The 26,962-nt window shown below is 65.7% G+C and carries 26 protein-coding genes; 8 read left to right on the forward strand and 18 right to left on the reverse strand.

The window, feature by feature from the left end:
- Positions 1-103: 103 nt before the first annotated feature.
- The 8 genes from ACGFK1_RS22555 to ACGFK1_RS22590 are packed head-to-tail and all read right to left on the reverse strand — an operon-like array spanning position 104 to position 8,874.
- A complete protein-coding gene (locus ACGFK1_RS22555) occupies positions 104-997 on the reverse strand; it encodes a carbohydrate ABC transporter permease (RefSeq protein ID WP_393434382.1) in 894 nt (297 codons plus the stop codon).
- A 7-nt stretch (positions 998-1,004) separates the two neighbouring features.
- Positions 1,005-2,285, reverse strand: coding sequence for an ABC transporter substrate-binding protein (locus tag ACGFK1_RS22560; RefSeq protein ID WP_393434385.1), 1,281 nt, complete (start codon positions 2,283-2,285; stop codon positions 1,005-1,007).
- Between the two features lie 5 nt (positions 2,286-2,290).
- On the reverse strand, positions 2,291-3,601 hold the full coding sequence (locus tag ACGFK1_RS22565) for an alpha-glucosidase/alpha-galactosidase (protein ID WP_393434388.1): 1,311 nt from the start codon (positions 3,599-3,601) through the stop codon (positions 2,291-2,293).
- Entirely contained in the window at positions 3,598-4,548 is a 951-nt protein-coding gene (locus tag ACGFK1_RS22570) for a DMT family transporter (protein WP_393434391.1), read from the reverse strand. The genes ACGFK1_RS22565 and ACGFK1_RS22570 overlap by 4 nt, the downstream gene beginning before the upstream one ends.
- A 17-nt stretch (positions 4,549-4,565) precedes the next feature.
- Complete coding sequence (locus ACGFK1_RS22575; protein WP_393434394.1) at positions 4,566-5,537, reverse strand: N-acetylglucosamine kinase; 972 nt, start codon at positions 5,535-5,537, stop codon at positions 4,566-4,568.
- A gap of 7 nt (positions 5,538-5,544) precedes the next feature.
- Entirely contained in the window at positions 5,545-6,684 is a 1,140-nt protein-coding gene (locus ACGFK1_RS22580; protein ID WP_393434397.1) for an SIS domain-containing protein, read from the reverse strand.
- Positions 6,677-7,990, reverse strand: coding sequence for a D-tagatose-bisphosphate aldolase, class II, non-catalytic subunit (locus ACGFK1_RS22585; protein WP_393434400.1), 1,314 nt, complete (start codon positions 7,988-7,990; stop codon positions 6,677-6,679). The genes ACGFK1_RS22580 and ACGFK1_RS22585 overlap by 8 nt, the downstream gene beginning before the upstream one ends.
- Positions 7,987-8,874 carry a class II fructose-bisphosphate aldolase gene (locus ACGFK1_RS22590; RefSeq protein WP_393434403.1) on the reverse strand — a complete coding sequence of 296 codons (888 nt, stop codon included), beginning with the start codon at positions 8,872-8,874 and terminating at the stop codon, positions 7,987-7,989. The genes ACGFK1_RS22585 and ACGFK1_RS22590 overlap by 4 nt, the downstream gene beginning before the upstream one ends.
- A gap of 130 nt (positions 8,875-9,004) precedes the next feature.
- Between ACGFK1_RS22590 and ACGFK1_RS22595 the strand changes: the two genes are divergently transcribed.
- Together ACGFK1_RS22595 and ACGFK1_RS22600 are read left to right on the forward strand one after the other, a co-directional pair.
- Complete coding sequence (locus ACGFK1_RS22595) at positions 9,005-9,784, forward strand: DeoR/GlpR family DNA-binding transcription regulator (protein WP_393434406.1); 780 nt, start codon at positions 9,005-9,007, stop codon at positions 9,782-9,784.
- A gap of 40 nt (positions 9,785-9,824) precedes the next feature.
- Positions 9,825-9,956 (forward strand): hypothetical protein, encoded by a 132-nt coding sequence (locus tag ACGFK1_RS22600; protein ID WP_393434409.1) that lies wholly within the window; start codon positions 9,825-9,827, stop codon positions 9,954-9,956.
- An 11-nt stretch (positions 9,957-9,967) separates the two neighbouring features.
- On the opposite strand, the gene ACGFK1_RS22605 is transcribed toward ACGFK1_RS22600, so the two are convergent.
- Both ACGFK1_RS22605 and ACGFK1_RS22610 read right to left on the reverse strand, forming a co-directional pair.
- The gene (locus ACGFK1_RS22605; RefSeq protein WP_393434412.1) at positions 9,968-10,969 is read right to left on the reverse strand and encodes a glycoside hydrolase family 6 protein; all 1,002 of its coding nucleotides are present in this window, start codon (positions 10,967-10,969) and stop codon (positions 9,968-9,970) included.
- A 52-nt stretch (positions 10,970-11,021) separates the two neighbouring features.
- The gene (locus ACGFK1_RS22610; RefSeq protein WP_393434415.1) at positions 11,022-12,326 is read right to left on the reverse strand and encodes a S1C family serine protease; all 1,305 of its coding nucleotides are present in this window, start codon (positions 12,324-12,326) and stop codon (positions 11,022-11,024) included.
- A gap of 135 nt (positions 12,327-12,461) precedes the next feature.
- On the opposite strand from ACGFK1_RS22610, the gene ACGFK1_RS22615 reads away from it, so the two are divergent.
- The 3 genes from ACGFK1_RS22615 to ACGFK1_RS22625 all read left to right on the forward strand — a co-directional run bounded on the left by ACGFK1_RS22615 (position 12,462) and on the right by ACGFK1_RS22625 (position 15,358).
- Positions 12,462-13,499, forward strand: a complete 1,038-nt coding sequence (locus tag ACGFK1_RS22615; RefSeq protein ID WP_393434418.1) for an alpha/beta fold hydrolase — start codon at positions 12,462-12,464, stop codon at positions 13,497-13,499.
- An 80-nt stretch (positions 13,500-13,579) separates the two neighbouring features.
- A complete protein-coding gene (locus ACGFK1_RS22620; RefSeq protein WP_393434421.1) occupies positions 13,580-14,251 on the forward strand; it encodes a class I SAM-dependent methyltransferase in 672 nt (223 codons plus the stop codon).
- Between the two features lie 84 nt (positions 14,252-14,335).
- Positions 14,336-15,358: a fused (3R)-hydroxyacyl-ACP dehydratase subunits HadA/HadB gene (locus ACGFK1_RS22625; RefSeq protein WP_393434425.1), complete on the forward strand. Its 1,023-nt coding sequence runs from the start codon at positions 14,336-14,338 to the stop codon at positions 15,356-15,358.
- On the opposite strand, the gene hadA is transcribed toward ACGFK1_RS22625, so the two are convergent.
- Entirely contained in the window at positions 15,355-15,807 is a 453-nt protein-coding gene (gene hadA / locus ACGFK1_RS22630; protein ID WP_393434741.1) for a (3R)-hydroxyacyl-ACP dehydratase subunit HadA, read from the reverse strand. The genes ACGFK1_RS22625 and hadA overlap by 4 nt on opposite strands.
- A 419-nt stretch (positions 15,808-16,226) precedes the next feature.
- Here hadA and ACGFK1_RS22635 point away from each other — a divergent pair, with 419 nt between their 5' ends.
- Complete coding sequence (locus ACGFK1_RS22635; protein ID WP_393434744.1) at positions 16,227-17,027, forward strand: class I SAM-dependent methyltransferase; 801 nt, start codon at positions 16,227-16,229, stop codon at positions 17,025-17,027.
- A 347-nt stretch (positions 17,028-17,374) separates the two neighbouring features.
- Positions 17,375-18,334 carry a GlxA family transcriptional regulator gene (locus tag ACGFK1_RS22640; RefSeq protein ID WP_393434428.1) on the forward strand — a complete coding sequence of 320 codons (960 nt, stop codon included), beginning with the start codon at positions 17,375-17,377 and terminating at the stop codon, positions 18,332-18,334.
- A gap of 14 nt (positions 18,335-18,348) precedes the next feature.
- Here the strand turns inward: ACGFK1_RS22640 and ACGFK1_RS22645 are convergent, their stop codons facing one another.
- From ACGFK1_RS22645 to ACGFK1_RS22665, 5 genes are all read right to left on the reverse strand, one after another.
- The gene (locus ACGFK1_RS22645; protein ID WP_393434431.1) at positions 18,349-18,780 is read right to left on the reverse strand and encodes a cupin domain-containing protein; all 432 of its coding nucleotides are present in this window, start codon (positions 18,778-18,780) and stop codon (positions 18,349-18,351) included.
- Complete coding sequence (locus ACGFK1_RS22650) at positions 18,777-19,712, reverse strand: NADP-dependent oxidoreductase (protein WP_393434434.1); 936 nt, start codon at positions 19,710-19,712, stop codon at positions 18,777-18,779. The genes ACGFK1_RS22645 and ACGFK1_RS22650 overlap by 4 nt, the downstream gene beginning before the upstream one ends.
- An 11-nt stretch (positions 19,713-19,723) precedes the next feature.
- Positions 19,724-20,974 carry an MFS transporter gene (locus tag ACGFK1_RS22655; RefSeq protein ID WP_393434437.1) on the reverse strand — a complete coding sequence of 417 codons (1,251 nt, stop codon included), beginning with the start codon at positions 20,972-20,974 and terminating at the stop codon, positions 19,724-19,726.
- A gap of 22 nt (positions 20,975-20,996) precedes the next feature.
- Entirely contained in the window at positions 20,997-21,635 is a 639-nt protein-coding gene (locus ACGFK1_RS22660) for an HD domain-containing protein (RefSeq protein WP_393434439.1), read from the reverse strand.
- 167 nt (positions 21,636-21,802) lie between these two features.
- Positions 21,803-22,939 (reverse strand): 1,4-beta-xylanase, encoded by a 1,137-nt coding sequence (locus tag ACGFK1_RS22665; RefSeq protein WP_393434442.1) that lies wholly within the window; start codon positions 22,937-22,939, stop codon positions 21,803-21,805.
- Between the two features lie 251 nt (positions 22,940-23,190).
- Here ACGFK1_RS22665 and ACGFK1_RS22670 point away from each other — a divergent pair, with 251 nt between their 5' ends.
- Entirely contained in the window at positions 23,191-23,664 is a 474-nt protein-coding gene (locus ACGFK1_RS22670) for a hypothetical protein (RefSeq protein ID WP_393434445.1), read from the forward strand.
- On the opposite strand, the gene ACGFK1_RS22675 is transcribed toward ACGFK1_RS22670, so the two are convergent.
- On the reverse strand, positions 23,625-26,483 hold the full coding sequence (locus ACGFK1_RS22675) for an RND family transporter (RefSeq protein ID WP_393434448.1): 2,859 nt from the start codon (positions 26,481-26,483) through the stop codon (positions 23,625-23,627). The two genes, ACGFK1_RS22670 and ACGFK1_RS22675, sit on opposite strands and share 40 nt — an antisense overlap.
- A complete protein-coding gene (locus tag ACGFK1_RS22680) occupies positions 26,480-26,926 on the reverse strand; it encodes an MmpS family transport accessory protein (protein ID WP_393434747.1) in 447 nt (148 codons plus the stop codon). The genes ACGFK1_RS22675 and ACGFK1_RS22680 overlap by 4 nt, the downstream gene beginning before the upstream one ends.
- Positions 26,927-26,962: the final 36 nt, after the last annotated feature.

Consider the following 26,962-nt stretch of genomic DNA (forward strand, 5'->3'; position numbering starts at 1 on the left):
CTGAACGGCAGTCGCAGGCGAGACCGGCTTGGAGGTGGGTCCGCCGGGGCCGGCAGCGCCCGTGTTTCGGGTGCTGCTGTGGGAGTGGACAATCGAGGCGTTGTCATGAGGTGTGCACGTGCTTGCGGGCGATGCGGAACTGGACGGCGGTGATCAAGAGGATGACCACGAACAGTGCGTAGGCCATGGCGGCGGCATAGCCGGCATCGAACTGGACGAAGGCACGGTCCCAGAGGTAGTAGACGATCACGGTGGTGGCGCGCAGCGGTCCGCCACGCGTGGTCGCATAGACCTCGTCGAACAACTGCAGCGCATTGATCGTCAGCCAGACGACGAGGAACAGATTCGCCGGGCCGAGCAGGGGCACCGTGATGGTCCGGAACCGGGTGGCGGCGGATGCACCGTCAATCGCCGCCGCCTCATGCAGCTCGGCTGGAACTCCCTGCAGGGCCGCGAGATACACGATGACCGAGAAGCCGGTCCAGCCCCAGATCGTCATGGCCACGATCACGTAGAGCGCCTGCGACGGCGACGCCAGGAACGGCTGCGAGGGCACCCCGACGACGTTGAGCGCCGCGTTGACGAGGCCGTAGTCACGGTCTGTCAGCCACAGGAAGATGATGCCCTGCGAGATGGTGGACACCGCCATCGTGATGTACGCGGTCGTTCGGTACACCGCGATGAACCGCACCGAGCGGTTCATCGCCGCGGCGACGAACAGACCCACCAGCATCGTCCCAGGAACGAACAGGGCGGTGTAGATGATGGTGTGCTTGATCGCCTCGAGAAAGACCGGGTCGTCGGCCAGCTTCCGGTAATTGTCGAGACCCACCCACGGTGTCTGCGGGGTCAGCAGGTCCGAATGCTGAAACGACAACATCAGCGACATGACGACCGGCAGCAGGCCGAATATGCCGATCAGCACCGCCGCCGGGCTCACCAACGTCCACCCCGACAGGCTTTCCGAGTGACCGATGCGGCTCAGCAATGCGGGCATATGCCTGCTACTTGCCGGCCAGTGCGGTGTCGGCGGACTGCGCCGCGCCGTTCAGCGCCGCCGCCGGCTGGTCCTTGCCCAGCATGACGGCAACGATCGCCTGACCCAGCGCCTCCGAAACCGCGGGATACTGCTCGACCTGCGGCCTGACCTTCTTCACGTTGTTCAAGTTCTCCACGAATGTGGTACTGCCGGGCAACTTTTCATTCATCTTGGCCAGGAGCTCCTGATCTTTGCCGACGGAGACGCGGGTGGGCAGATCCCCGGTCTGCAGCGAGAACGCCTTGACCTGGTCCGGCGCGGTCAGCCACTTGACGAAGTCGAGCGCCGCCTTCTTCTTCTTGTCTCCGTTGTTGAACACCACCCAGTTGTCCGGGCCCGAGATCGTCTGGTGGGCGCCGCCGGAGCCCGCGAACGTCGGCATCACCTGCACGCCGTACTCGATGTCGCTGAGCGAGCTGAGATCCCACGGTCCGGTGACCAGCATGCCGACCTTGCCGCTGTTCATCAGCTTCGGGCCGTTCTCGTTGGTGGTGTCCAGGTACAGCGACTTGTCGGTGACCGCCATCTGCTGCAGCGTGGTCAGCGCCTTGACACCCGCCTCGGAGTTGAACACGGCGTGCTGATTGTCGGGTGACAGGATGTCGCCGCCCGCCTCCCACAGCATCGGGATGTAGTGCCAGACCGTGTCCTCGCTTCCGTCGGCGGGAATGAGCCAGCCATACTGCCCCTTGGCCGGATCGGTCAGCTTCGCCGCGGCGGCGCGGAAGTCGTCCCACGTCCAGGCCGGCGTCGGCGGCGCCACCCCGGCGTCGGCGAAGAGCTTCTTGTTGTACACGATCGCCAGGTTGTCGACGAGGGCCGGGACACCGACGACTTTGTCCCCCACCGTCGCTGCCTCGCGCTCGGCCGGGTAGAAGTCGTCCCAGTTCCAGTCGGACCCGGAGACGACGTCCTTCATGTTCACCAGTTGCGGGATCTTGGCGATGTTCGGCGACCACGACCCGAACATGTAGGCGACGTCGGGTGCGCTGTTTCCACGCACGGCGGTCAGAACCTTCTGCAGCACAAGGTCGTTGCTCGAATACAGCTCCGTGACCTTGACGTCCGGATGCGCCTTGTTGTACTGGTCGATCAAGCCCTTGAAGGCGTCGCCTTCGGTGTCCTGGTAACCGTGCCACACGGCGATCTCCGTCGGACCCGAGGACGAGGTGCCACCTCCGCCGCAAGCGGCGAGCACCAACGTCGCGACAGCCACCAGTACGAGGCACAACCGGCGTCGAATCACGGTAATCACTCCTTCGTTGATGAGCGCAGCGGCTCGGGTAGCAGGTCACCGTGCGCGATCGTCAGTTCGTCACACAGCCGCCAGATCTGGTCGACAGTCAGCGTTGCCGCGGTGTTCGGGTCCACCATGGCCGCGGCGCGCACCAGGCGGGGATCCCCGTCGACCGCGGCGCGCACCGCCAGATCGACGGGGCCGAGGAAGCTGCGATTCAGCGCCGCGCACTGCGGCGGCAGGTCGCCCACTCTCATCGGATGTGCGCCCAGCGCGTCGAGCAGCGTCGGCACTTCGACGGCCAGCCCGTCGGGCAGATTGGTGATCAGACCCGCGTTGACGACGTTGGCGGAGATCACCCTTGAGGTGCCTGTCTCCAAGGAGTGGATCACCTGCGGCGCGTACTCGGTGGACGTGGTATCGATCGGGAGCGTGTCCGCGTCGGCCAATTCGGCTCGTACCCGGTCATATTCGGCAAGGTTGCGCTCGCTGATGGCGACGTACTCGCCGATGTTGATCCTCAGCCGGTCCACCTCGGCGGGGTGGCGCAGATACCAGGGAACGTATTCGCTGGAATGCTCGCTGGTCTCGGTGGGGTAATAGCCGAGCCGCCGGTACATGTCCACCCGGACGCGGCGGCGCAATTCCTGGTCCTCGTCGATCCGTTGATCCAGCAGCGGATACAGATCCTGCCCGGCGCGCTCCCACCGCAACACCCACGCCTGGTGGTTGACTCCCGCCGACCAGTAGGCCACCTCGTCGTACGGAACGCCGACGAGATCGCACAACCCGACCATCGTCCAGTACACGGAGTGACACAACCCGAGTACCTTCAGTTTCGGCGCGACGTGGTGCAGGAAGGTGACGTTCATGGCCATCGGATTGGTGTAGTTCAGCAGCCACGCGTCTGGGCACACCTGTTGCATATCGCGGGCGATGTCAGCCAGGACGGGAAATGTCCGCAGCCCACGGAAGATTCCGCCGATGCCGACGGTGTCGCCGATCGTCTGGTTCAGCCCGTACCTGGCCGGGATCTCGAAATCCCGCACCGTCGCTTCATGCATGCCGACTTGTATGACGTTGATGACATAGTCGGCACCGTCGAGCGCTGGGCGACGGTCGAGGGTGGCGACCACCTCTGGTTGCGCGCCCGCCGCCCGCGCGGTCGCGCGGGCGATCGCCTCGGCGGTTGCCAGCCGTTCGGTGTCGATATCGTGCAGCACAACGCGAATCGACGAGAGTTCGGGAAACGACAGGATGTCCCCGAGAAGCTCGCGGGTGAACTCGACGCTGCCCGCCCCGATGATGACGACTGTCGGCTTCACCGCGCCGCCCGGTGTTCGGTGGTGTTCGGCGCGTCGGCCACGACCGCTTCGGTGAGTGCCTCACCGCGTTTCTCGTCGGCGTAGACCATCAACGTCGAGCCCGCGAGCGCCAGCACGATGCCGATTGCGCCATAGGGGGTGGGCAGGGTCTGGTAGGCGATCAGCGAGATGATGACGGTCAGCGCGGGGGCGAGGGCGTTCGTCGTCGGCGCGACGATCGAGGCCTTGCCGCGGGCGAGGGCCATCACAAGAAAGAGCGCGCCGACCGCATTGAGCACCTGGGTCGCGGCCGTCAAAGCCGGTGCCTGCCAAGGGAAGTCGGTGGGGATGCCGCCGAGGGAGTACAGGGCTACTGGGACCAGGATCAGTCCGCTGATGGTCATCCAGCCGAACGTGGTGGCCTCGTTGACCCCTATCGTCGCGGCCTTTCGCATGAAGTAGGCCTGCACGCCCCACGCGATGCAGATCAAAATCGCCAGCAGCAGCCACGGTCCGGACGACCCTCCGGAATCGCCGCCGGTGATGGTGAACAGCACGATGGCCGCGAGCGCCATGACGAGGCCGACGGCCGCAAGAATCGAAAGCCGTTCGCGAAGAAGCACCATCGCCATCAGCACGGTGATCGCGGGGGAGATCGAGATGATCGGGAAAATGAGATAGGCCGGACCCATGGTGAGCGCTTGGAAGAGCACAAGCTGGCCACCGGCGCCGGTGAGCCCGATCAGCAGCCCGTAGATGGTGGCGGCTGGGCGGCGGTCCCAGCGTTGGCCGCGCAGGATGAACGCGGCCGGGATGATCATCGTCAGCGCCCAGATGCTGTAGATCATCTCGTCGGGATAGTCGTATTTGGATGACGGCAGCGCGGAGAATGCGCCCCAGACGCCCCAGAACAGGACGAGTAGGGCGGCGTAGAAGATCCAGCTGCGCGTAGTCAGGGTGTTAGTCATGGTGTCTTGACCTCTAATCAGGCTCGGCTGGTCGTCAGTTGATGCAGTGCGGTCGGGCTCAGCGGGTGGCCGCTGTGCTTGGCGGCGTACAGCGCCGCGCCCAACGCCGGGTCCAGCAGTGGGCGCTGCAGGTCGTATTTGGCGGGCTGTCGTTGCAGCGCGGCGAGAAATCGCGCCAGGAAGCCCTCGTCTGAGAACATGCCGCCTGAATAGGACACCGGCACCGTCTCCTGGTCGGTGAAACCGACCAGCTTCCTGGTGGTCTCGATGAGCATCACGAGTTCGTCTGCCGCTTGCGACAGAATCCTCATCGCCACCGCGTCGTCGGCACGAGCCGCTTCGCACACCGTGCTCGACAGGGCAGCGATGGAACTGCGGTTACCGGACCATTTTTCGATCACCAGGCTGACGACGTCGAGATCGCCCGCCAGCTGGAGGCGCTCCTTGAGCAGCCCGTACAGCGGGCCGCGTTCGAGTCGGCCGTCGCTCATCCGGCTGAACGCGTTCAGACCCTGCGCGGCGACCCAATAGGCCGATCCCTCATCGCCGAATAGTTCGCCCCAGCCGCCGACCCTGTGCCCGATGCCCTGCCTCTCGCCATAGGTCATCGATCCGGTGCCGCTGATCACGTTGATACCGTCTTCACAGGCAAGTGAGCCAGCCCATCCGCACACCATGTCGTTGTTGCAGGTGTAGCGGTGATGGCCCAACACGTGCTCGGGAACCGCGTCGAGTCGCTCGATGTCCTCACTGGCCTCGCCGTATCCGGGGATGCCGAAGAACGCCGCGTCAATGTCCTCCGAGGAGATGCCTGCCTGTCGGCAGACCTCGGAAACACCCTGCGCCAGCACGCGTTCGACGACGTCGAAGCCGTCGTTGAAGTAGTACGACGTCGGCGCGGTCGCCCTGGCGAGTACATGTCCGGCGTCGTCGATGAGCGCAAACGCGGTCTTCGACCCACCACCGTCGACACCTAGATAGCGCGTCATGATCTCCTCACCGGCCAATCGGGGTTTCAGCGGACGACATCGGATAGATGGTGACGCCGCGCACGACACGGCTCACTTCACCGGACGGGAACGGATTGTCGGGTGTCTTTCCGTATTCCAGTGAGGTGAACAACGCGAGGTACTGCGCGAAGACCAGGTAACTGAGCGCGACCTGCGAGTCGTCCAGACCATCCAGACCCGGTATCACGATCGCGGACCCGTGCGATGCCGGAATCTGTTGGGTGCTGACCACCGTCACAGCGTCGCGGCCGAGTTGCGCACGGATCTCGGCGATGATGTCGAGGTCGTAGCGGCGGGTGTACGGGTCTGTCGATACATAGACCACGACGTGGGTGTCGGAATCCAGAACCGACTTCGGCCCATGCCGAAAGCCCAAGGGAGAGTCGAAGTATGTGACCACCTCGCCAGCGGTCAACTCCAGCAGTTTGAGCGCCGATTCGCGGGCGAGGCCCTCCAGCGCGCCACTCCCCAGATAGACGATCCGCTGCTTCTTCTCCCGTGCAAGCCCGCGGATCTCGGGCTGCAGGCCCGCGACGAACTCGGCCGCACCGGCCAATGCTTCGGCATCCGGGCGATCGGCCGGCCCCAGCATCATCAAGCACGACAACAACATCGAAGTCAGACTCGACGTCATCGCGAAACCCGTGTCGTTGGTGCGTTCGGGCATGTACGCCACCCGCGAGTTGACACGACCGGTGTGCGCGCGGCCCAACTCACCGCGCCTGTCGCAGGTATAGACGAGATGCCATACGTCGGTGACCAGCTCGTCGGCAAGCGCGGTGGTGGCCAGACTTTCCGGGCTGTTGCCCGAGCGCCCGAAAGAGACCACCAGCGTGGGTGTTTCACGCTCCAGGTAGTCAGTGGGGTTGGCGACGATGCTGGTGGTCGGGATGGCCTCGACCCGCAGGCGCAGATGCCGTCGCAGCGCGGGCGCCGCGATGTCACCGGCGAACGCCGAGCTTCCCGCACCGGTCAGGATCACCCGCAGATTCGGCCGGTTGAGCACCTCGCGGAGAAAGCCGGCGATGTCGTCGTCCGAGAGGCCGCCGACCTCACGCCACGCGTCGGGTTGCTGCCCGATCTCCACAATCGTCGCGCCACCCTCGTTGTGAGCAGAATCAGTCATCGGCACCTCCGGTCGCCTGTGCATAGGGCCGCAACGCGTCCCGTATTCGATCGATCACCAGCGATTGCGCGGTCGGCTGCAGCTCACCAGCCCGCACACGTTCATACTGGCGCGGTAGGAATTGACTGAGCAGCGGCAACGGCATACCAGTGCGGTCGAGGTTCGCCAGCAGCGTGCGCCGCGCGGCATCGACACGCTCATCGGCCCAGTAGTAGCGCAGCCGGTCGCTGTAGCTGTACCGGCGCGCGGTGCGCTGCGTCACCGGATCGCCCTCGTAATAGCCGCGCCAATAGCGCGGTTCGTCGAGCATGCGGCGCTCGATGACCTCGACCAGATTCGACCGCGACGGTCGCGGCAGCAGTTCGGCTTCGATGAGGTTGAGCGCGAAAAGCGCCTCGCGCATCGCGAATGTCAGCGCAGGCCCGACCTTGAGCACTGCCCAGTGATCCTCTACCAGCTCGCGTAGCGGTCCTGGGCGCTGGTAGTCGGTGGAGTGCGCTTCGAACACCAGGCTGGCTTCGCCGTCGAGCACACGGCGTAACTCGGTGGTGGCATCACGGTCGTAGTCGATGACGTTCAGGTGATCGAACTCCACGCCTGGCTGTACCACGAGGGCCATCACACGTGGCCAAACCTCGGCGAGGCCCACAGCGGCGAACGCGCTGCGGTGTGCGGCGATGGTGCGTCGCGCCCCGTCGGCCGGTGTCGGGGTGAGGCCGCTCAGCGTTTCATGTGCACCGCCCGGTACGGGGACTTCGGTGCCGATCACGTAGACCGGACCGTCCTGCCCGGTGCGCCGTGCCGCGTCTTCGGCCACGTGGAGCAGCCGCGCGGATCGGCTCGCGACGACCTCGTCGGAGAGCACCTCTGGATCGTCCGCACAGGCCATGCTGCAGTCGAGGTGAATCTTCCGGTACCCGGCCTCGACGTAGGTACGGATCAAAACCTCAGCTTTTTCCATTGCCGCACTGGCGGTTTCGCGCTGCCATCGATTGGGGCCCAGGTGATCGCCGCCAAGAACCACACGGTCACGGGCGAAGCCACGCCTGTCGGCGATGCCGAGAACCATGTCACGGAACTCCGCAGGGCGAAGGCCGGTGTAGCCGCCGAACTGATCGACCTGGTTGGACGTCGCCTCGATCAGCACGTACCGACCGTCGCAGGCGGCTTGGGCGATGGCGGCCTCGACCACCGTCGGATGCGCCGAGCACACCGAGTAGACCCCCACCGGTGCGCCGGCCTTGTGCCGTCGGACGGTGTCGGCCAGCCAATCGACCACCATCGTGTTCGATTCGACGTTGGTCATCGCACATCACCCGGCCCGGCACTGGCCGCCTGGCGTGACGCGACGGCCTGGCACAGGTCTGCCACCGTGTCGGCGATCGCCCGACGTCCCGCCGCGAGGTACGGGCGGGGATCTGGCTTGACCGGGTCGGCGGACAGCGTGGTACGGACGGCAGCCGTGTAGGCGGCATTGAGCGCGGTGCCGACATTGACCTTCCGTATTCCCGCGTCGACCGCCTGCCGCAGCTGGTCGTCGGGGATACCCGAAGAGCCGTGTAGCACAAGGGGAATGGCTAGGTGCTCGGCCAGTTCACGGATCAAAGCGATGTCGAGATCGGCTTCGCGGGTGGTCATCGCATGCGTGCTTCCCACCGCCACGGCCAGCCCGTCCACACCGGTCTGTTCGACGAAGCGGACCGCCTCGGCAGGATCGGTTCGGGCGTTCGGCGCGTGCGCCTCGTGCCCCTTCCCGCCGATCTCGCCCAATTCGGCTTCCACCCACAATCCGGCGGTGCGGGCCTGCTGCGCGAATGAGCGAGTCCGGTCGACGTTGTGCTGGTACGGCAGGTGGGCGGCGTCGATCATGATCGACGTGATTCCGAGTTGTTCAGCCGATGTGACCGCTTCGGCGATCAGCGCTTCGTCCTGGAAGTGATCGAGGTGCACGGCAAGCGGTGCTGCCGAGGACCGTGCGATCTGGGTGCAGGCCGACGCCAGGGGGGCGAACCGACCGCCGTGGAACTTCACGGTGTTCTCGCTGATCTGGATGACCGCGGCGACGCCGGCGCGTTCCGCGCCCTCGGCAATGCCTTCAGCGTGTTCGAGGGTCACCGCGTTGAAAGCGAGCACCGCGGCGTGTGCCTCTGCCGCCGATGCGACGAGGTGGGCGGTGGCTGCCAGAGTCACGCCGCCGACCGGGGTGGGGAGGTGTCGAACATTCGTTGATGATGGGAAGCTCGCTCAAAGCACGCAATACAAACCCGCGAAACGATCAGTAAAACTGAGCGTCTCCGCGATTTTCAGGGAGTTGGCCGCGATGTCGATCAAACGCACGGACCGCATGCGTCATGTGCTCTCGTTGCTGCGTGACCGTGGTGAGGTGACGTCACAGTTGCTGTGCGACGAGTTGGGGGTGTCACCGGCGACGCTGCGCCGCGACCTCAGCGAACTCGAGGAGCAGGGTCTGCTGGTCCGCACCCACGGCGGAGCGCAGGCGCTGGACCCGAGCGGCAGTGAGATTCCGGTCCGGTTGCGGGATCACCGGATGGTCGCGATCAAACGACGCATCGCCCAACACGCCGCCGCGCTGGTACCGCCTGGCGCGCAGGCGGTCGCGCTCACCGGCGGGATCACCACCGCAGAGGTCGCCCGGTCGTTGAAGGGCCGCTCGCAGATGACCATCGTGACGAATTCGCTGACCATCGCCGCTGATTGCGCGGTGGACGCCCATATGAAGGTGATCGCGACCGGTGGCCTGGTCAGGGCCAACACTCTCGAGGCTGTCGGTCCGATGTCCGAACATGCTTTTCAAGTGGTCACCGTCGGGACCGCGGTACTTGGGGCCGACGGTATGTCGGCCGAGGTCGGGGCGACCACCTTCGACGAGGCCGAGGCCCGCACCGCGATCGCGATGGCAACGAATGCGCAACGGGTGGTCGTGGCCGTCGACGGGTCGAAGATCGGCAAGGTGACGTTGGCAAAGATGGTGTCGCTGCCCCAGATTGACCATCTGGTCACCGATTCCACCGCCGACTCCGACCAATTGGAGAAGATCGCGTCGAGCGGCGTGCGCGTTCACGTCGTGGAGGTGCCCTAGATGCCGATTACCGTCTGCGGCGTTCGGGTACCAGGTCGCCATGACAGCGCCAGATGGAAATGTGACGCCGGAGCCCGCCGCGAACGACGACGAGGCATTGGCACCCGCGACCCCGGGCGCCGAGGCCCTGCCACTTCCCGACGACGAGGTGAACAAGCCGTCAGACGGATAACCGTTGAGCTGCTAGTGACCCGCGTTGTGCGCCAGTTCGACGGCGAACTGATTGACGAAATTGCCCGCGGGCGGGTCCCCGCGGTCACATGACCCGTCCGATTCACCGGGGCGTTTGATCCACAGATACGCATCCGCGTGCGCGCCTGCGGTGGCTGTGGTGGGCGCGGTACCCAGCGCCCGACCCCGTGGGTTGCACCAGTCGAGCGGGGAGTCAGGAGCAGGCCCTGCACCGTTGCGTGATGTGTCGATCACGTAGTGCGCACCGTTGGTGAGACCGGAAATCGCTTCGCCGTAACCGATTTCGTCTTCGGTGGTGAAGAAGTTGGCGGTGTTGAGGCTGAAGCCTCTAGCGTGGTCCACGCCGGCCTGGTTGAGCCTGGCCGCCATGTCGTCGGCGCTGTGCCAGCGCAGGTGACCCGCGTCGATGTACACGGCGGCGGCCGGGTTGCGGGTCAACGTGTCGACCGCGTAGCGGATCAGATCGAAGCGTTCCTGACGCTGATCTCCCGAAAGGCAGTCGGCCATGGCGAGGGCATCGGGTTCGACGACCACCGCCGCCGGTGATGAACCGATGTCAGCGGCAATACCATCGATCCACTGGCGGTACTCGGCGCCCGACCCGAAGCCGCCCGCGGCGAAGCTGCCGCAATCCCGATGCGGAATCCCATAGATGGCGAACACCGGCAACGCCCCGGCGGCCTGCGCGTCACCGACGTACTTGGCCACGGTGGAGGCCGAGGAACCCGGCACGAGCCAGTACGCCTGCGGGGTGTTGGCGATGGCGGTCAGCTCGGGGCTCGGTGGGTCGGCTTTCTGCGCTGCGCGCATCGCCGCCGACGTCGGATTGACGTAGAACGGCAGGCCGGCCAACGGGTTTCCGTCGTCAGCGGCCAAGCGCACCGCCGGGGCGGGACGGACCAGTGCCGAGTCGGCGAGAAGTCCCAAGCATGTCGTCACGGCCATCAGGGGAGCGATCCACCACGTGACTGCGCGCGCCGCTGAGGATGTCACCCCGGGGAAGTTAATGGTTCTAAGCGTCGAGCGCCAATCCCCGGGGCTCGCGTCAGGCCTTGCCCAGCGTCACCTGCGTCGTCCGGGTCGCGCCGGATTCGTCGACGTAGCTCAATGCCACCGTGTCTCCGGGTGCCTTCGAGCGAACCGCGGCCACGAGCGCCTCGGGACCGTCGATCACCTGATCGTCGAACTTGGTGATCACCGCGCCGCTTGGCAGGCCCGCGGCCGCCGCGGGACCGCCGTCGAGGACCTCGCCGATGGCCGCGCCGCCACCTTTGGCCCCGTCGCTGCTCAGCTGCACACCCAGCGAGCCGTGGCTGGCGGTGCCGGTGGAAATCAGCTCGTCGGCGATGCGCTTGGCCTGATCCGCGGGGATGGCAAAGCCGAGCCCGATCGATCCGCTCTGACCGGCGCCGGGGCCGTCCCCACCCATGCTCGCGATCGCCGAGTTCACGCCGATCAATTCGCCCTTCATGTTCACCAGCGCGCCGCCCGAATTGCCCGGGTTGATCGCCGCGTCGGTTTGAATGGCGTCGATCACAGATACGTTGCCGCCGTCGCCTTCACCCGCTGCGACCGGCCGATTGAGGGCGCTGACAATGCCATTGGTCACGGTGCCCTGCAGCCCGAGAGGCGAGCCGATGGCCACCACTTGCTCGCCGACCTTCACGTCTTTCGACGATCCGATGGCGATCGGCGTCAGTCCGGACACTCCCTGCGCACGCACGACCGCGAGATCCCCGCTGGGGTCGGTGCCGACGACGGTGAACGGTGCCGTCTGGCCGTTGGAGAAAGTCACGGTCTTCTTGATTCCGCCACCGTCGGTCGAGTCCGAGGAGGCGCGCTGCGCGGCCTGGTCCGCGCCGACCGCGGGGGCCACGACGTGGTTGTTGGTGAGGATGAGGCCATCGGGACTGAGCACGATGCCCGAGCCGGTGTCGCCTTGGCCGCCCATGTCGATCTGCAGCTTGACGACACTGGGCATCACTTTGGCAGCGACCTGTTCGACGCTGCCTGCAGGCGCCTTGGCGGGGGGCTGCGGCGACACCGGCAGCTGAGTGATGGGCGGCCGTGTCGCGGTGGGTTCGTTGGCCAATGTGAGCGCCCCGGTTGCGGCTGCGCCAAGCCCACCACCGACCACCGCGACGACCACGGCGCCCGCGATGATGGGCCCCCGGCGGGACCCCTTCGGCCGGATCTTCGGTATCGGCGCCGTAACCGGTTCGTGCGCAGCGTGATACGGGTGATACGGCGATGCGGTCGGCGGTTGGGTGTAGCGGTAGTCGTAGCGCAAGTGGGCGGGGATGTAGGTCTGGGTGTTCGGGTTGGGTTGCCCGGCAGGCTGGTTCGTCATAGTTTTCCGTTCTCCGTGAGTCGTGAATCAGCCCAGTGGCTTCAGCAACAAGGTGCCTGCGGTGGCTGAGACGGGACTGAGAGCCTGCTCAGGGAAGTCCGAGACTTTGCTCCCTGCCGTCGTACGCTCATGGGGATGCTCGACGAGTCCGAGATTCGGTTCCTCCACCTCGGTGGCCGTCGGTTGGCGTACGAGGTGCGCGGACACGGTCCACCGCTGGTCGCTCCCGCCTGGTGGGTCAGCCATCTCGAACTCGACTGGCAAAGCCCGAACGTACGGCGATTCTGGGAAGGCGTCGCCGCGGACTACACGCTGATCCGGTACGACCGATTCGGTGTCGGCATGTCGGACCGCACGGTGGCGGATGCCGACCTGACTCTCGACGGTGAAGTCGCGACACTGCGGGCGCTCGTCGACGAACTCGACCTCGATCGTGTGACGCTGGTCGGCGGATCATCGGGCGCCTGCACCGCGGTCGGATTCGCCGCGACGGACCCGCAGCGCGTCGAGCAGATCGTGCTGTACGGCGCGTACCCCAACGGTCAAGCGCTGACTCCGCCCGGCGTCGCGGATGCGATCGTGGCAGCGGTGGGCGCCCACTGGGGGCTGGGCTCCCGCTTGCTCAGCGACCTGTTCCTCGGCGGTGCCGACGCCGCAGAACACGAACGGTTCGCGCGGTTACAACGCGAATCGGCCAGCGCCGAAACTGCGGCCGCCCTTCTGCGTCTGGTCTACCGTCTCGACGTGCGCGCCCAGCTTCCACTGGTCGGCCAACCGACGACGGTCGTTCATCGCCGCCACGACCGTGCGGTGCCGTATCGGCTCGGCCGCGAGGTCGCTGCCACGATTCCGGGTGCGACATTTGCTCCGCTGCAAGGTGTTTCGCACTTTCCATGGCACGGTGACGTGAATGCCGTTGTCCGCGCATGCCGCCAGGCGCTGGCGCCGCAGCTCCTGGCTTCGGACCATGAGGCCGAGGCCGTGTTGCTCACGAGTCGCGAGCGCGAGATCCTCGCTCACGTTGCGCGCGGTCTCGGCGACCGCGAAATCGCCGAGCAGCTCATGCTGAGCCCGCACACGGTGCACCGCCACGTCGCCAACATCCGCCGCAAGCTCGGCCGGACGTCGCGGACGGCGGCGGTCGCCGAGGCCGCGCGGCTTGGTCTGGTGTGACATGGCCGCAATCGGCCATCGGCGAAAGATGGCCTGACTGAGCGATGCTCGGGGTGTCGGGGCGATCGTAGTGTCGCGGCATGAGTGAGGCCCTTTGTGATGACGCGAGCGTTGACGCCCCGGAACGGTCAGCGTATGCGGTGTGGTTGCGGATCATGGCAGTGCTGTATGACCCGTTTCTCTGGCTGGGCGAGATCGCGGGCATGCGGCGCCTGCGGCGCGGCTTGGTGGCCGGGGCAGGCGGGCTGGTCGTCGAGATCGGGGCGGGGACGGGGCTGAACGCCGCGCACTACACCGACGCGGTCAGCGAACTCATGCTCACCGAGCCCGAGCCCGGGATGCGACGCAAAATCGCCCGGCGTCTGCGGCGGCTGTCGCGTCCAGCGCACATCCTGAACGCGCCCGCGGACCGGCTGCCGCTGGCCGATGCCAGCGTGGACACCGTCGTTTCGACGCTCGTCCTCTGCACTGTCGACGACCCAGAAGCCGCGCTCCGCGAAATCGCACGGGTCTTGCGCCCGCACGGTCAGCTGCTGTTCATCGAGCACGTGCGCGCGGGCTCGCGGTTTCTCGCCGCCTGCCAGGACAAACTCATGCGCCCGTGGCGGGGATTCGCGGGCGGGTGCGAGTGCAACCGCGCGACCCTCGAGGTGATGCGCGCCTGCGGCTTCACCGTCGAGGCCGACGACGCCGTGTGGCGCGGGATGCCTGCGATCGTTCACCCGCTCGCAATCGGGCGCGCGACCAGGTAGTCGCGGTCACCGCCGCACCCTTCTCGCGTTACTGTCTTTCGGTCGGCCTGTCGCGAAACGCCGACGGAAGAGTTGAGCAAATCCATGACTGCACCAGCAGAAGCATCCGCACTCGAAGCGCGGGTCGGCCATTACTACCAGATGGACGGCACCTACCTGGTCGGGCGCGAGAAGTTGCGCGAGTACGCCCGTGCGGTACAGGACTACCACCCGGCACACTGGGACGTCGCCGCCGCCGCAGAACTGGGTTACCCGGACCTGGTGGCGCCGCTGACGTTCACCTCGACGCCCGGCATGACGTGCAATCGCCACATGTTCGAACAGGTGGTCGTCGGCTACGACACCTATATGCAGACCGAGGAGGTGTTCGAGCAGCACCGGCCGATCGTGGCGGGCGACGAGCTACGCGTCGACGTCGAATTGACGTCGGTGCGTCGGTTCGCGGGTCGAGACCTGATCACGGTGACCAACACGTTCACCGACGCCGCCGGCGAACGCGTGCACACGCTGCACACCACGGTCGTCGGAGTGACCGCCGAGGATCTCAATCCAGAGATCAAGACGGCCGTGCACAACGCGATGATGCACGACGTGGACATCTTCGGGATCGGCGAAGCCGAATACCAGAAGACGGTGCGCCCGCAGGGCGAGGTCCGCGTCGCCGATGACACGGCCCGCACGCCGGGCACGCCTGCCTTCGACGACGTCAAGGTCGGAGACGAGCTACCTGCGCGCCACTACCGGCTTTCCCGGGGCGACCTGGTGAACTACGCGGGCGTGGCAGGCGACGCCAATCCGATTCACTGGGATGAGGACATCGCCAAGCTGGCCGGGCTGCCCGATGTGATCGCGCACGGGATGTTGACCATGGGATTGGGCGCCGGCTTTGCGTCCGCGTGGTCGGGAGACCCGGGTGCGGTCACTCGATACGCGGTCCGACTGTCGGCGCCCGCGATCGTTTCGGCCGCCGAGGGCGCCGACATCGAGTTCAGCGGTCGGATCAAATCCCTGGACCCGGCGACCCGCACCGGCGTCGTCATCGTCGGCGCCAAATCCGACGACAAGAAGATCTTCGGCCTTGCGACGCTGAACGTCCGCTTCCGCTAGGCCTCCGTGTCGGTGCGCCCGGCCATCGTCGTGTAGTCCTCCTGCACCGTCTCGCCGTGCTGGTTGGTGATGCGGCTTCTGATCGTCAGGACATCCGCGCCGAAGGCCTGCCGCAGCGACTCGAGTCGAATGTGGCAGTACAGCTTGTCGCCTGCCTTGATCGGCCGCAGCATCGTCAGACCTTGTTCGGCCTGAACGAGCCTCTCGTTCGTGATCGGGATGTTGGCGTGTTCGAAGAACGCCAGTTGGGCTTGAAGACCGAAGATGGCGATGAAGGTCAGGGGCGCGAGGATCGCGTTGTGGCCGAGCGCTTCGGCGGCGTCGGCGTCGAAGTGCGCGGGGTCGTCGTTCTTCACCGCCGAGGCATACTCGCGGATCTTCTCCCGCCCGACTTCGTAATGATCGGGATGGGTGTAGGTCATGCCGACGATGTCGGGGGAAAGGGCCACGCCGTCGAACCTATCGACCGACGCCCGCGCTGTTTGCGTCATTGACCAACTTCGGCGCGGCGGGAGGAACACCCGGCCTGGTGCGGACCACGTCCGGCCTTCTCAGCGATCCCCACCGCGGGTGGTGACGGCGTTCGGGGCGCTGGACACCGATGGCAAACTACCCCGGATTCAGTGGAACCGACCCTGCTCCGAACCTGCACCCCGACAACGTGTTCCGCGCATGGCGCGCGCAGTTGCCTCTGATCGCGGATGCCGTACCCAGTTCGAAACCGGCCGTATGACACTGGCTTTGAGGCCGATGGCCGTGTCGGCGGAGTTCGTCGCTGTCGTCAGGTGCCGACCGACGCGGCGTATCGGCGGCGGTTGGTAGATTCGGTGCAGTGAACTCCGCAGACGCAGAAAAAGCCGACGCAAGCATGCTGACCGGAGTCTCCGAGACGGCATTGCTGACGCTCAACGGCAGGGCGCACCAGGCAGGCCTGCGTGATGCGATCATCGATGACCCGATGGCGATCCGGCTTGTCGATTCGATCGACTTCGACTTCGACAAGTTCGGCCGCAAGGGCCAGGAGATGGCGTTGCGCTCGCTGGCCTTCGACCGTGCCGCAATGCAGTACCTTGCGCAGCACCCGTCCGCGACCGTCGTTGCCCTTGCCGAGGGGTTCCAGACCAGTTTCTGGCGTCTCAGCGGCGCTCTTCCTGACAGCCAATTCCGGTGGCTCACAGTCGATCTCGAACCAGTCATCGAGCTACGGAAACGGCTGCTGCCCCACTCGCCGCGGATAAGGAATCTGGCCCAATCCGCTCTGGATTACAGCTGGATGGATGCCGTCGACACCGACGGCGGAGTGTTCATCACCGCCGAAGGACTGCTGATGTACTTGCAGCCCGAAGAATCGATGGGTTTGATCGCCGCGTGCGCCAAACGGTTTCCCGGCGGCCAGATGATCTTCGATCTGCCCCCGGTGCTGGTGAAGAAGTTCGCACCGAACGGCATCCGATCGACGCGCCACTACCGCGTACCCCCGATGCCCTTCAGCCTGTCGCCGGCCGAACTGGCGGACCTGGCCAACACCGTGCCGGGTATCCGCGCCGTGCATGATCTGCCCATGCCACGGGGTCGGGGATTCCTGTTCAGCACCGTGTTCCCCGCTTTCTGGCAACTGAAGCTGACCAAGCAGCACCGCGGCGCCTACACGCTGCTCGAGTTCGGCTGAGTGGCAGGCCTCGGGCCGACGGCGAGTCGCCAGTTGCGAACGGTCAGCCACACCACCGACTGGATGCAACCCCGCCGTTTCGTTGTGCGTCAAGGAGATCAGTGACCGCGGCCCATGCCGGGTAGATCAGGAGCGGCGCGACGACCGCGGGCGCCTCTGCATGGCTTGTAAGAACTCCTGTGCTACTTCGTCGTTCATTGCCAAGCCGGTCGATCGCCGTACGCTCGCGCGAGGCCACGGCGCCGGGCACTGTCGCGATCAGCGCTTCGGCCTGGCGGCAGTGGCCACAGCCACCCTTCTAGTAGATAGGTGGCCATCCAACCGTTCCGGGGCGCGATAATCGACGAATGTCCGCCCGCAGCGTCGCGCTCCTCGTGTACGACGGTGTGACGCTGTTGGACGTCGCGGGTCCGGCGGAGGTGTTCAAGGAAGCGAACCGGTTCGGCGCCGACTACCGCATCGTGCTGGTGTCGCCGACAGGTGAGACCGTCACGTCGAACCTCGGATTCGGGGTCGCGGTCGGCGGTGCCGTCTGCGACGAGACCGAACCGGACACCTACCTGGTGGCCGGCGCCGACCGCTACCCGCGGACTCGTGTGCCGGAGGCTCTCGCAGAGTCCGCGCGCGTGCCCGCGGCCGGGGCGCGTCGGGTGGGGTCGATCTGCACGGGGGCATTCATCCTTGCCGCCGCGGGACTGCTCGACGGCAAGCGCGCGACTACCCATTGGAAAGTCGCGCATGAGCTCGCCGCCCGGTGTCCGACCTGCCGCGTCGAACCCGACGCGATCTACGTTCGCGACGGCAACACGTACACGTCAGCGGGTGTGACCGCGGGAATCGACCTGGCTCTCGCGCTGGTCGAAGAGGACCACGGGCCCGACGTGACGCGCGACGTCGCCCGCGCGCTGGTCGTGTACATGCAACGCTCCGGCGGCCAGTCGCAGTTCTCCGCTCCACTGCAGGGGCCAGCGCCGCATTCCCCTGCGCTGCGCAGCGTCACCGACCTGGTCACCGCGGATCCGCACGGGGACCACTCGCTCGGTGCGCTGGCGAAACACCTCAATGTGAGCACTCGACACCTGACCCGGCTGTTCCGCGACGAATTGTCCACCACACCGGCGCGATTCGTGGAGGACATCCGTTTCGACATGGCACGGGCGCTGCTCGACCAACGGCACAGCGCGACACAGGCCGCCGAACTCGCTGGGTTCCCGAGCTACGAGAGCATGCGCCGGGTGTTCGCGAGGAAGTTGGGGATCACGCCAACGGCCTACCAACGCCGGTTCAGCACAGCTCGTCGGGCCTGATGCCGTGCGGCGGCTCAGCTGTGCGGATCGTCGATCTTCAGTTGGTCCCCCGTATTGGAGATGAAGACGACGAACAGTTTGGCCTCTTCGGTCTGGCTGGTGTTCTCGGTCGCCAGGTGGTGCGCGCCCGGCTGCTCGGACCAGTTCTCGCCTTGGTGGTACACCTGTGCGGGCTGGCCTTCGAGTTGGCTGCTCACCGTGCCTTCGAGCACGTACGCATAGACGAAGGCGTTGCCGTGGCGGTGTGGCACGGCATGCGCGCCAGCCGGAAAGGTGACGATCGCCGAGGTGAAGGTCTTGCCAGGGACGTTCGGAAGCTCCTGGGTCGACAGCAGTGAGAGCGTCTCGGACGGAGCTTCTGGCTGCGCCGCCGAAGCACCGCAGCCAACGACCGCGCCTGCGATCGAGATGGCCGTCAGGGCCGTCGTGACGTGTTTCCGGATCATGACCGTTCTCCTTGGTCGCTTGCCACCTTGATGATCGATTTGCCGCCACCGCGTCGGTGGTGGATGAACGCGTCGGGGGCCTCGTCGAGCGGGCGCACGTCGCCGACGATGAGCTTGAGCCGCCCGTCGCGCACTCGCTGTGCGAGGTCGGCGAGTTGCGCGCGGTCCGGTTCCACGACGAAGAACACGGCACGACCCTCTTTCGGCTGCACGGTGGGCGGCATGGCGACACTCACCACCGTGCCGCCCGCGCGGACCAGCGCAGTGGACCGCTCGAGGACTTCGCCGCCGATGACGTCGAAGACCACGTCGACGTCGTCGACGCCGTCCAGTGGGTCAGCGTCGAGGTCGACGAACGCGTGCGCGCCGAGCCCGAGAACGACGTCGCGGTCTTTGGACCGTCCGGCGCCGATCACCCGGGCTCCCACCTCACGTGCGAGTTGGACGGCGATGGACCCAACGCCCCCGGCAGCGCCGTGGACCAAAACGGTTTGTCCCACCGTGAGGTTGGCGTGGACGAACAGACCCTGCCATGCGGTCAGTCCCGAAATGGGCAGTGCGGCGGCGACGGTGTGGTCGATATCGGCGGGCAGCGCGGCGAGGTTGCGCGCTTCCACGGCGGTGAACTCCGCCAGCGAGCCGTCGCGACACCAGTCGGCGAAGCCGAACACCCGCTGACCGACAGTGAGACCTGTAGTGCCGTAACCCAATTCGGCGACGACACCGGACAGTTCGTGTCCGGGGACAGTGGGTGTGCGGTCGCGGCCTGCCCGGTCGGTCCACGTGGCGGGCCAGTCCAGTTCGCCCGGCGTGAACCCCGCGGCGTGCACGCGCACGATGACGTCGTTCTCGGCGGCATGGGGGTAGGGAATGTCGGCCAGCGTCAGGCCGGTGATACCAGCGTCACGGTCTCGCACCGTTACGGCTTTCATGTCGATTCCTTTCATATGGGTTGGCGAAGCGGTGGCGCGGAGGCGAGCGCGGTCGCCGGGGTGGGACGGCGCCGACCGGCGTGGAGGGTGGCCGCGACGGATACCGCTCCGACGAACGCGGCATAGAGGTAGCTCGTCGTTTCCAGACCCCACGCGGGGGCCAGCATTCCGGCGGCCAATGACGGAAGGCCCAGTGCCGCATAACTGACCATGAAGGCGGCGGAGAAGACCTCAGACCGCGATTTCACCGGGGCGGCCTGGCTGATGTCGCGAAACGTGCCGTTGAAAGTCGCTCCGACGCCCAGGCCCGAAATCACCGCTCCCCCTAAGAAACCGAGCGGAGATCCGAACGCCAGAGCCATCGCCAACACCGCAACACCCGCTGACAGCAGGGCCGCTCCGATGACGATCGCGCCGCGCACCGACCGCCGCGCCGCCCACAATCCACCTGCGGTGTTCGCGATGTACAGCACCGTGATACTGAGGCCGCCCGCGGCGCCGAACTTGACGTGCAGCACGTCTCGCATCACCGATGGCGCGAGCGCGAGGAAGAACCCGGTGAGTGACCACCCGGCCACGATGGCGGGAACGGCGGCCAGCAATCGGGGCCGAGCTTCGCACGGAACCCGCACTTTCGGGCGCATCGCAGCGCGTGCGCCCGGTCGTCGAACCGCGGTCTCAGGAATCGCGGCGACGAGGGCAGCCAGGACGACAAACGCCCCGGTGAGCGCCGGAAAGATCACCGCGTCGGGGTGTGCAACCGCCTGGACGAGCAGACCCGCAAGACCTCCGCCCACCGCCAGGCCGAGACTCGTGCCCACGGCGGTCATCGTTGGCCCGACATGCGGGCGGCCCTCCGGGGAGAGCTCGACCAGGCCGGCCGCCAGGGCGCCCGTGGCCGTTCCTGCGGCGATGCCCTGCACCACGCGGGCCAACACGAGGAATACCACCCCGTGGGCTGCCCAGAAGATTGCGGTTCCGCTCGCGGCTGCCAACAGGGAGGCAATCAGCACCGGACGGCGGCCGAAGTGGTCGCTCAGCGAACCGACCGTGAGCAGCGCGCCGACCAACCCTGCCACATACACGGCGAAGACCACGGTCAGCATCGTCACTGAAAAACCCCACCGCTCAAGATAAATGGGGTAGATCGGCGACGGCGCACTAGTCGATGCCATCAGCATCACGTTCGCGAAAACCAGCACAGCCAGTGAGGTGGTTCTGCCGAGGCGCCGCCCGCCGGTGAAGTGGTTTGCCGCGTTCATCGTGGTCCCCCGTACCCTGTGCTCAGCTGGGCCAGGCCGAGCCGAGCATGCGCTCGACGGTGGTGGTGCGACGGAAGTCGGGGAGGAAGTGTTCCACGACGTCGGCGTTCACGGTCCCGTTCGTGGTCTCCGGGCGGTTCTTGAACCCGTCGAAATATGCCTGCAGGAACTCGTTTTTGAAGTCACCCCTCGGGTGGGCGGCGACTATGTCGTTCACCTGGTCGGTGTTGAGATCGTCGAGGCCGTACCCGAGCACATCGGTCAGCACGCCGAGATAGGTCGCCGCGATCTCGGGGCCCATCCGGTCGGGGATCCCCGGCGTCGTGTGCAGTGCGATCGCCGTCCAGACGGTATCGGCCGCGGCAGTCGAGAAGCCGCGGTCGAGCAGGAACTTGCGCCCGCGGTCGGCCCCGTCGACTTCGAAACGCTGTTCGACATCGGAGAACGGCGTCACGAGACCGGTGTCGTGAAACATGGCTGCCACGTATTGCAATTCGGGATCGGGTTGCAGGCCGAGCCGGTGAGCGTGCAGCTGGCCGAAGAGGAAGACTCGGCGGGAATGGTGGTAAATGAGCGGGCTGACCATCTCCGAAGCCACGCGAGTCGATTCGGCAACCGCCGCCGTTTCGGGGAGCTCCACCCCCGCAATTACTTCTGACATGGCATCTGCTTTCTCGTTGGGTTTTGTCTGATATCCATGCTGACGCTGCGCGCGTCGGCGGCGCCGCCTCGTTTCAGCCAGGAATCCCTCAAATGCGGACGTGCCGGGCGCGGGTATCGCCCGCTCACGTCCACTGGAACGCGCGGCGTGTGCTCGTTGCTGCGGCCCTAAGCGGGTCGGCCCACTCCGGCAAGCTGCTGTATGACGCGGATCTCGTTGTCGTCGTGGGCCTGTCCGCTGGGGTGTATGAGGTCGCTGAACCACGTTTTCGGCACGGAGGTGTAGGGCCGCTTCCAGGAATCCCACGGCAGATATGTCTGCGTGCGGCCGGCGACGAACCCCCAGTTGTATGCGCCGACATTGCGCCGCTTGGCGACGGGCAGGATGCCTTCAACGGTGCTGCCGAGGCTCCGCGCCAGATACTCGGTGCACAGTATCGGGCGTCCGAGCGGAGTGAGCTCGTCGATGCGGGCCTCGAATTCGTCGGGATTTCCGTAGTTGTGGAAGCTGATCACGTCAGAGTTTTCGAGCTGGATGTTGCAGATCGCGCTTCGGCTTCCGGGATCTCGCCAATGTCCTTGCCACACACCACTTGTCAGAGGCTGGATCGGATTGACTGCGCGCGCCCACTGGAACACGTGCGGGAGGAAGGCGGCGACCAGTTGCTGCTTGTCCGGGCTTTCCACCTTGCGGTAATCCCGCGCCGGGTTGTCCGGCTCGTTCCACACGTCCCAGCCAAGGACGCGGGGATCGTTGCGAAAAAGGCCGACCACTCCGGTGACGTAGCTCTGCAGCACGGGCGTGTACGCCGGGTCCTGCAGGCGGTGGGTGCCGGGACTCTGCACCCAGCCGGAGTTGTGCACTCCCTTGATCGGCGGGCGTTGGCGCCCCGCCCTCGGCAGCGGATCCCAGCAGGAGTCGAACAGCACGAACAGCGGCTTGATGTTGTGACCCGCCGCGATGGCGACGAAATCGGTGAGCCTGCGGCTGAAGCCCGCCTGGTCGGCAGCCCACAACTGATCATGCAGAAACACCCGCATGGTGTTCATGCCGATCCGCTTGGCCACGCTCAGTTCGCCCGCGATACGGCGCGGATCGAAGGTGTCGGCCTGGAACATCTCCAGCTGGTTCACGGCGTTCGACGTGACGTAATTCGCGCCGAGCAGCCAGCCCTGGTTTGCATACCAGGCGTTGGCGCGGTCAGCCGACCAACGACCCGTCTCCGCTGAGGCCGGGGAAAGTCTGGTCAGTGCCGCGGCCGCCGCCAGATACAGCGGGAGCTTGAGAGCCGTTCGCCGTTGCACCAAGTGACAATAGTGTCACGGGCGCTGCTCACCGGGCTGACGTTTCAACCTGCAATACAACGGGTTTCGAATCGTTACGTACTACGGCGTGACCCGCGACTCGATGGCACCTGGCGTGCCGGTGACACTGAAGCCGCCGTTACGACGACTACTGCGGCGCCCGCCATTCTGGTCCGCCTGGATTTTCGTCGCGCCCGTCAAATGTGGGCTGCGCTGCGTCGAGATCACTTAGATGCGGTAATCTTCACCGGGTGAGTCTGGGTCCATGGGGTGATCTCACGATCTTCGCTGCGGTGATGGAAATCGTCTTCGCCACTTGTGTATTCGTCTACATCAGCCGGATGGAGAGGCGGACGTCGCACCCGTTGGGCGAGAAGGTCGGCGCCCACAAGGCGGTGCTCGCCAAAATTCGCAATCGCGAACCGATGTCGCAGGACGAAGTGGACTACGCGAGGGAATTGATTGCCGACGCCCGGTCACCGCTCGCGTATGCGATACCGGCAGCGCTGTTCAGCATGGGATTTTTCTATGTTGTCGGGTGCCTCTTCGTGCTCCATCTGGATGGCGGCCATCCGTCGTTCCGGACATTCGTCGGCGGTATCCCGATGCTGACTTCGATGAACATCGCCGCCCAATTGCGTCGGGTGGCGGGGTTGAAGGGCAAGTTGCGCGACGTTCCGGTTATTCAGCGCCGGGAATCGGCGTCGTCCCACAGCGCTAGCTGACCAGTTGTTGGTCGCGCCGGGAACGGCTGCGGTGCGGGACGTTGGCGCACAGTCAACGGCCACCAGAACCAGCGGCCCAGTAGCGCCGCGACGGCAGGCGTCATGAAGGACCGCACGATCAGTGTGTCGAACAGCAGACCGAGCGCGATGGTCGTGCCGATCTGGCCGAGGACCCGCAAGTCGGCGAAGATGAACGACGCCATGGTCGCGGCGAACACCAGACCGGCCGCCGTCACCACCGCGCCTGAGCCTGCCATCGCGCGGATGATGCCGGTGTTCAGTCCCGCGTCGATCTCCTCCTTGAAGCGAGCGATCAGCAGCAGATTGTAGTCCGACCCCACTGCCAACAGCAGAATCACGGCCAGCGCCAACACGATCCAGAACAGCTCAATGCCGAAGATGTCCTGCCAGATCAGCACGGAGAGCCCGAACGAGGCACCCAACGAGAGGGCAACGGTGCCGACAATGATGAATGCCGCCACGATACTTCGGGTGATGAACATCATCACGAGCAGGATCAGGCTCAGCGCCGCGATCCCGGCGATCATGAGGTCGTATTTGGCGCCGTCCTGGATGTCCTTGTAGGTAGCAGCGGTGCCGGCGATGAAGATCTTGGACCCGGCTAGCGGGGTGCCCTTGACGGCTTCCTGCGCGGCGTGTCTGATGCCCTCGATATGCGAAATGCCTTCGGGTGTAGCGGGATCGCCGTCATGGGTGATGATCATCCTTGCGGCCTTGCCGTCCGGCGAAAGGAACAGTTTGAGCCCACGCTGGAATTCCGGATTGGTGAACGCCTCCGGCGGCAGGTAGAACGAGTCGTCGGTCTTCGACGCGTCGTAGGCCTGACCCAGTGCGGTCGAGTTCTGCAGTGCCGCCGCGGTCTGGTCGTCGATGCCTGAGGTGGTAGCGTAGTTGGTCAGGGTCAGGTCGCGGTTGGTCTGCTGACTTTGGATCTGCGGCGGTATCAGGGCGAGCAGTTTCGGCTGCAGTTCATCGAGTTTGGTGATGCTCGCCGAGACGTTGCTCAGTTGGTCGGTCAGTGCGTCGATGCCGTCGAGTGCGTCGAACAACGACCTCAGCGCCCAGCACGCGGGGATGTCGAAACAGTGTGGCTCCCAATAGAAGTAGTTGCGCAACGGCCTGAAGAAGTCGTCGAAGTTGGCGATCTTGTCGCGCAGGTCCTGTGCGGTGGCGACGGTGTCTTTGAACGCTTGCGTCTGCTCGTCGGTGATTTCGCTGGACTGCTGCTGCAGCGCGAACTGTTGCCGCAGGATGTCGATGGAGCTGTTGATCACGTCGACCTGTTTGAGTAGGTCGGCGCCGCGGGCCTGTTGGAACGGCAGGTTGTTGATCTGCGAGGCGCTGCCGGCACTGATCTGGAACGGGATCGACGTGTGGTCGAGGGGTGTGCCGAGGGGCCGGGTGATCGACTGCACCTGGGCGATGCCGTCGGTGTGGAAGACCGCCTTAGCGACGCGTTCCAACAGGATCATGTCGGTGGGATTCCGTAGATCATGGTCGGCTTGGACCATCAACAGTTCCGGGTTCAGCCGGGCCTGCGAGAAATGGCGTTCCGCGGCCGCGTACCCGACGTTGGCCGGTGCGTCCGCGGGCATGTAACCGCGAGCGTCGTAGTTGGTGGTGTAGTTGGGCAGGGCCAGCAGGCCGATGAGTGCGACGGCGACCGTCGCCATCAGGATGGGCACGGGCCAGCGGACGATGGCCGTGCCGATGCGCCGCCAGCTTCTGGTCTGCAGTCGGCGACTGGGTTCGAACAACCCGAAGTGACGGCCGATCATCAGCAGGGCCGGCGCCAACGTCAGCGCCGCGATCACCGCCACCAGCACACCGATACCGGCAGGAACGCCAAGGCTGTTGAAGTAGGGGAGCCGGCTGAAGGTCAGACAGAGCACCGCGCCCGCGATGGTCAGCCCGGAGCCCAAGACGATGTGGGCGGTGCCGTGGTACATCGTGTTGAACGCCGAGATCCGATCCTGCCCGGCGTAGCGCGCTTCATGAAAGCGGCCGAGGATGAAGATCGCGTAATCGGTTCCCGCGGCGATGACCAACAGCGTGAGCAGGTTCGTCGAATACGTCGAAAGCTGGATGACGCCTGCGTTGGCCAGCACCGCCACGACGCCGCGGGAGGCGGTCAATTCGATCATCACCGTGAAGATCACGAAGAACACGGTGGTCAGGCGGCGGTAGAGCGAGAACAGCATGACCGCGATCACCCCGATGGTGATCAGCGTGGTCTTCAGCGTGCCGTGGCGGCCCACCTCGAACTGGTCGGTGACCAGGGGGGCGGCGCCCGTGACGTAAGCCTTGATGCCCGGCGGCGGCGGGGTGTGTTCGACGATGTTGCGCACCGAATCGACGGACTCGTTGGCCAACGACTCACCCTGATTGCCTGCGAGGTACAACTGCACCAACGCCGCTTTGCCGTCGGCGCTCTGCGAACCCGCCGCCGTCAGGGGATCTCCCCAGAAGTTCTGGATGTGCTGGACGTGCTTGGTGTCCTGTTCGAGCTTTGCGATCAACCCGTCGTAGTAGTGGTGCGCCTCCGCGCCGAGCGGTTGGTCGCCCTCCAGCACGATCATCGCCGAACTGTCGGAGTCGAATTCGTCGAACACCTTGCCGATGCGCTTGCTGGCCTGCAGCGACGGCGAATCCTGCGGGCTGAGCGACACGTTGTGCGCTTCGGCGACGGTCTCCAACTGCGGCACGAAGACGTTCGTCACCACCGCGAGGCCCAGCCAGAACACCGCGATGAGCACCGAGTAGCGCCGGATGAAGTCCGGCACCCTTTGGACGCTCATCCGGACTTGTCCAGACAGTAGGTGAAGGCGTTCAGCGTGTTCTCTGTCCGCTCATCCGTGACCACGTCGTCGATCTTGATTCGGCAGCCGATCGAGTCGCTGTCGCCTTGGGCCGAGATGTTGACGAAGACCGCGGGCTGAGTGGTGGTCGCGTCGTAGGCCCATGGCAAGGTCGCGCCGTCGACGCGTTGCGGTTGGGCGTTCACGTCCATGTAGGTGATGGTCGCGACGGTGCCCGGCGGGCCGAAGACGTCCATCACGACGTGCTTGGGGTTGAACGGCACGATCTCGTTCGCCGCGCCCCTCGGGGTGGACGTGACGTCCTTCGAGCCGAAGATGCCGTTCAGCCGATACACAGCGAAGCCCGCCAGCGCGACAACCGCAACCGCCACCAGCACCATCCAGCGCTGGCCGAGTCGACGCGTCAGCGAAATCCTTTGGATGCGAGCTCCTTTCGAGATCGGCGACCGGCAGCGGGC

Source organism: Mycobacterium sp. NPDC048908 (assembly GCF_043197955.1).
Lineage (GTDB): Bacteria > Actinomycetota > Actinomycetes > Mycobacteriales > Mycobacteriaceae > Mycobacterium.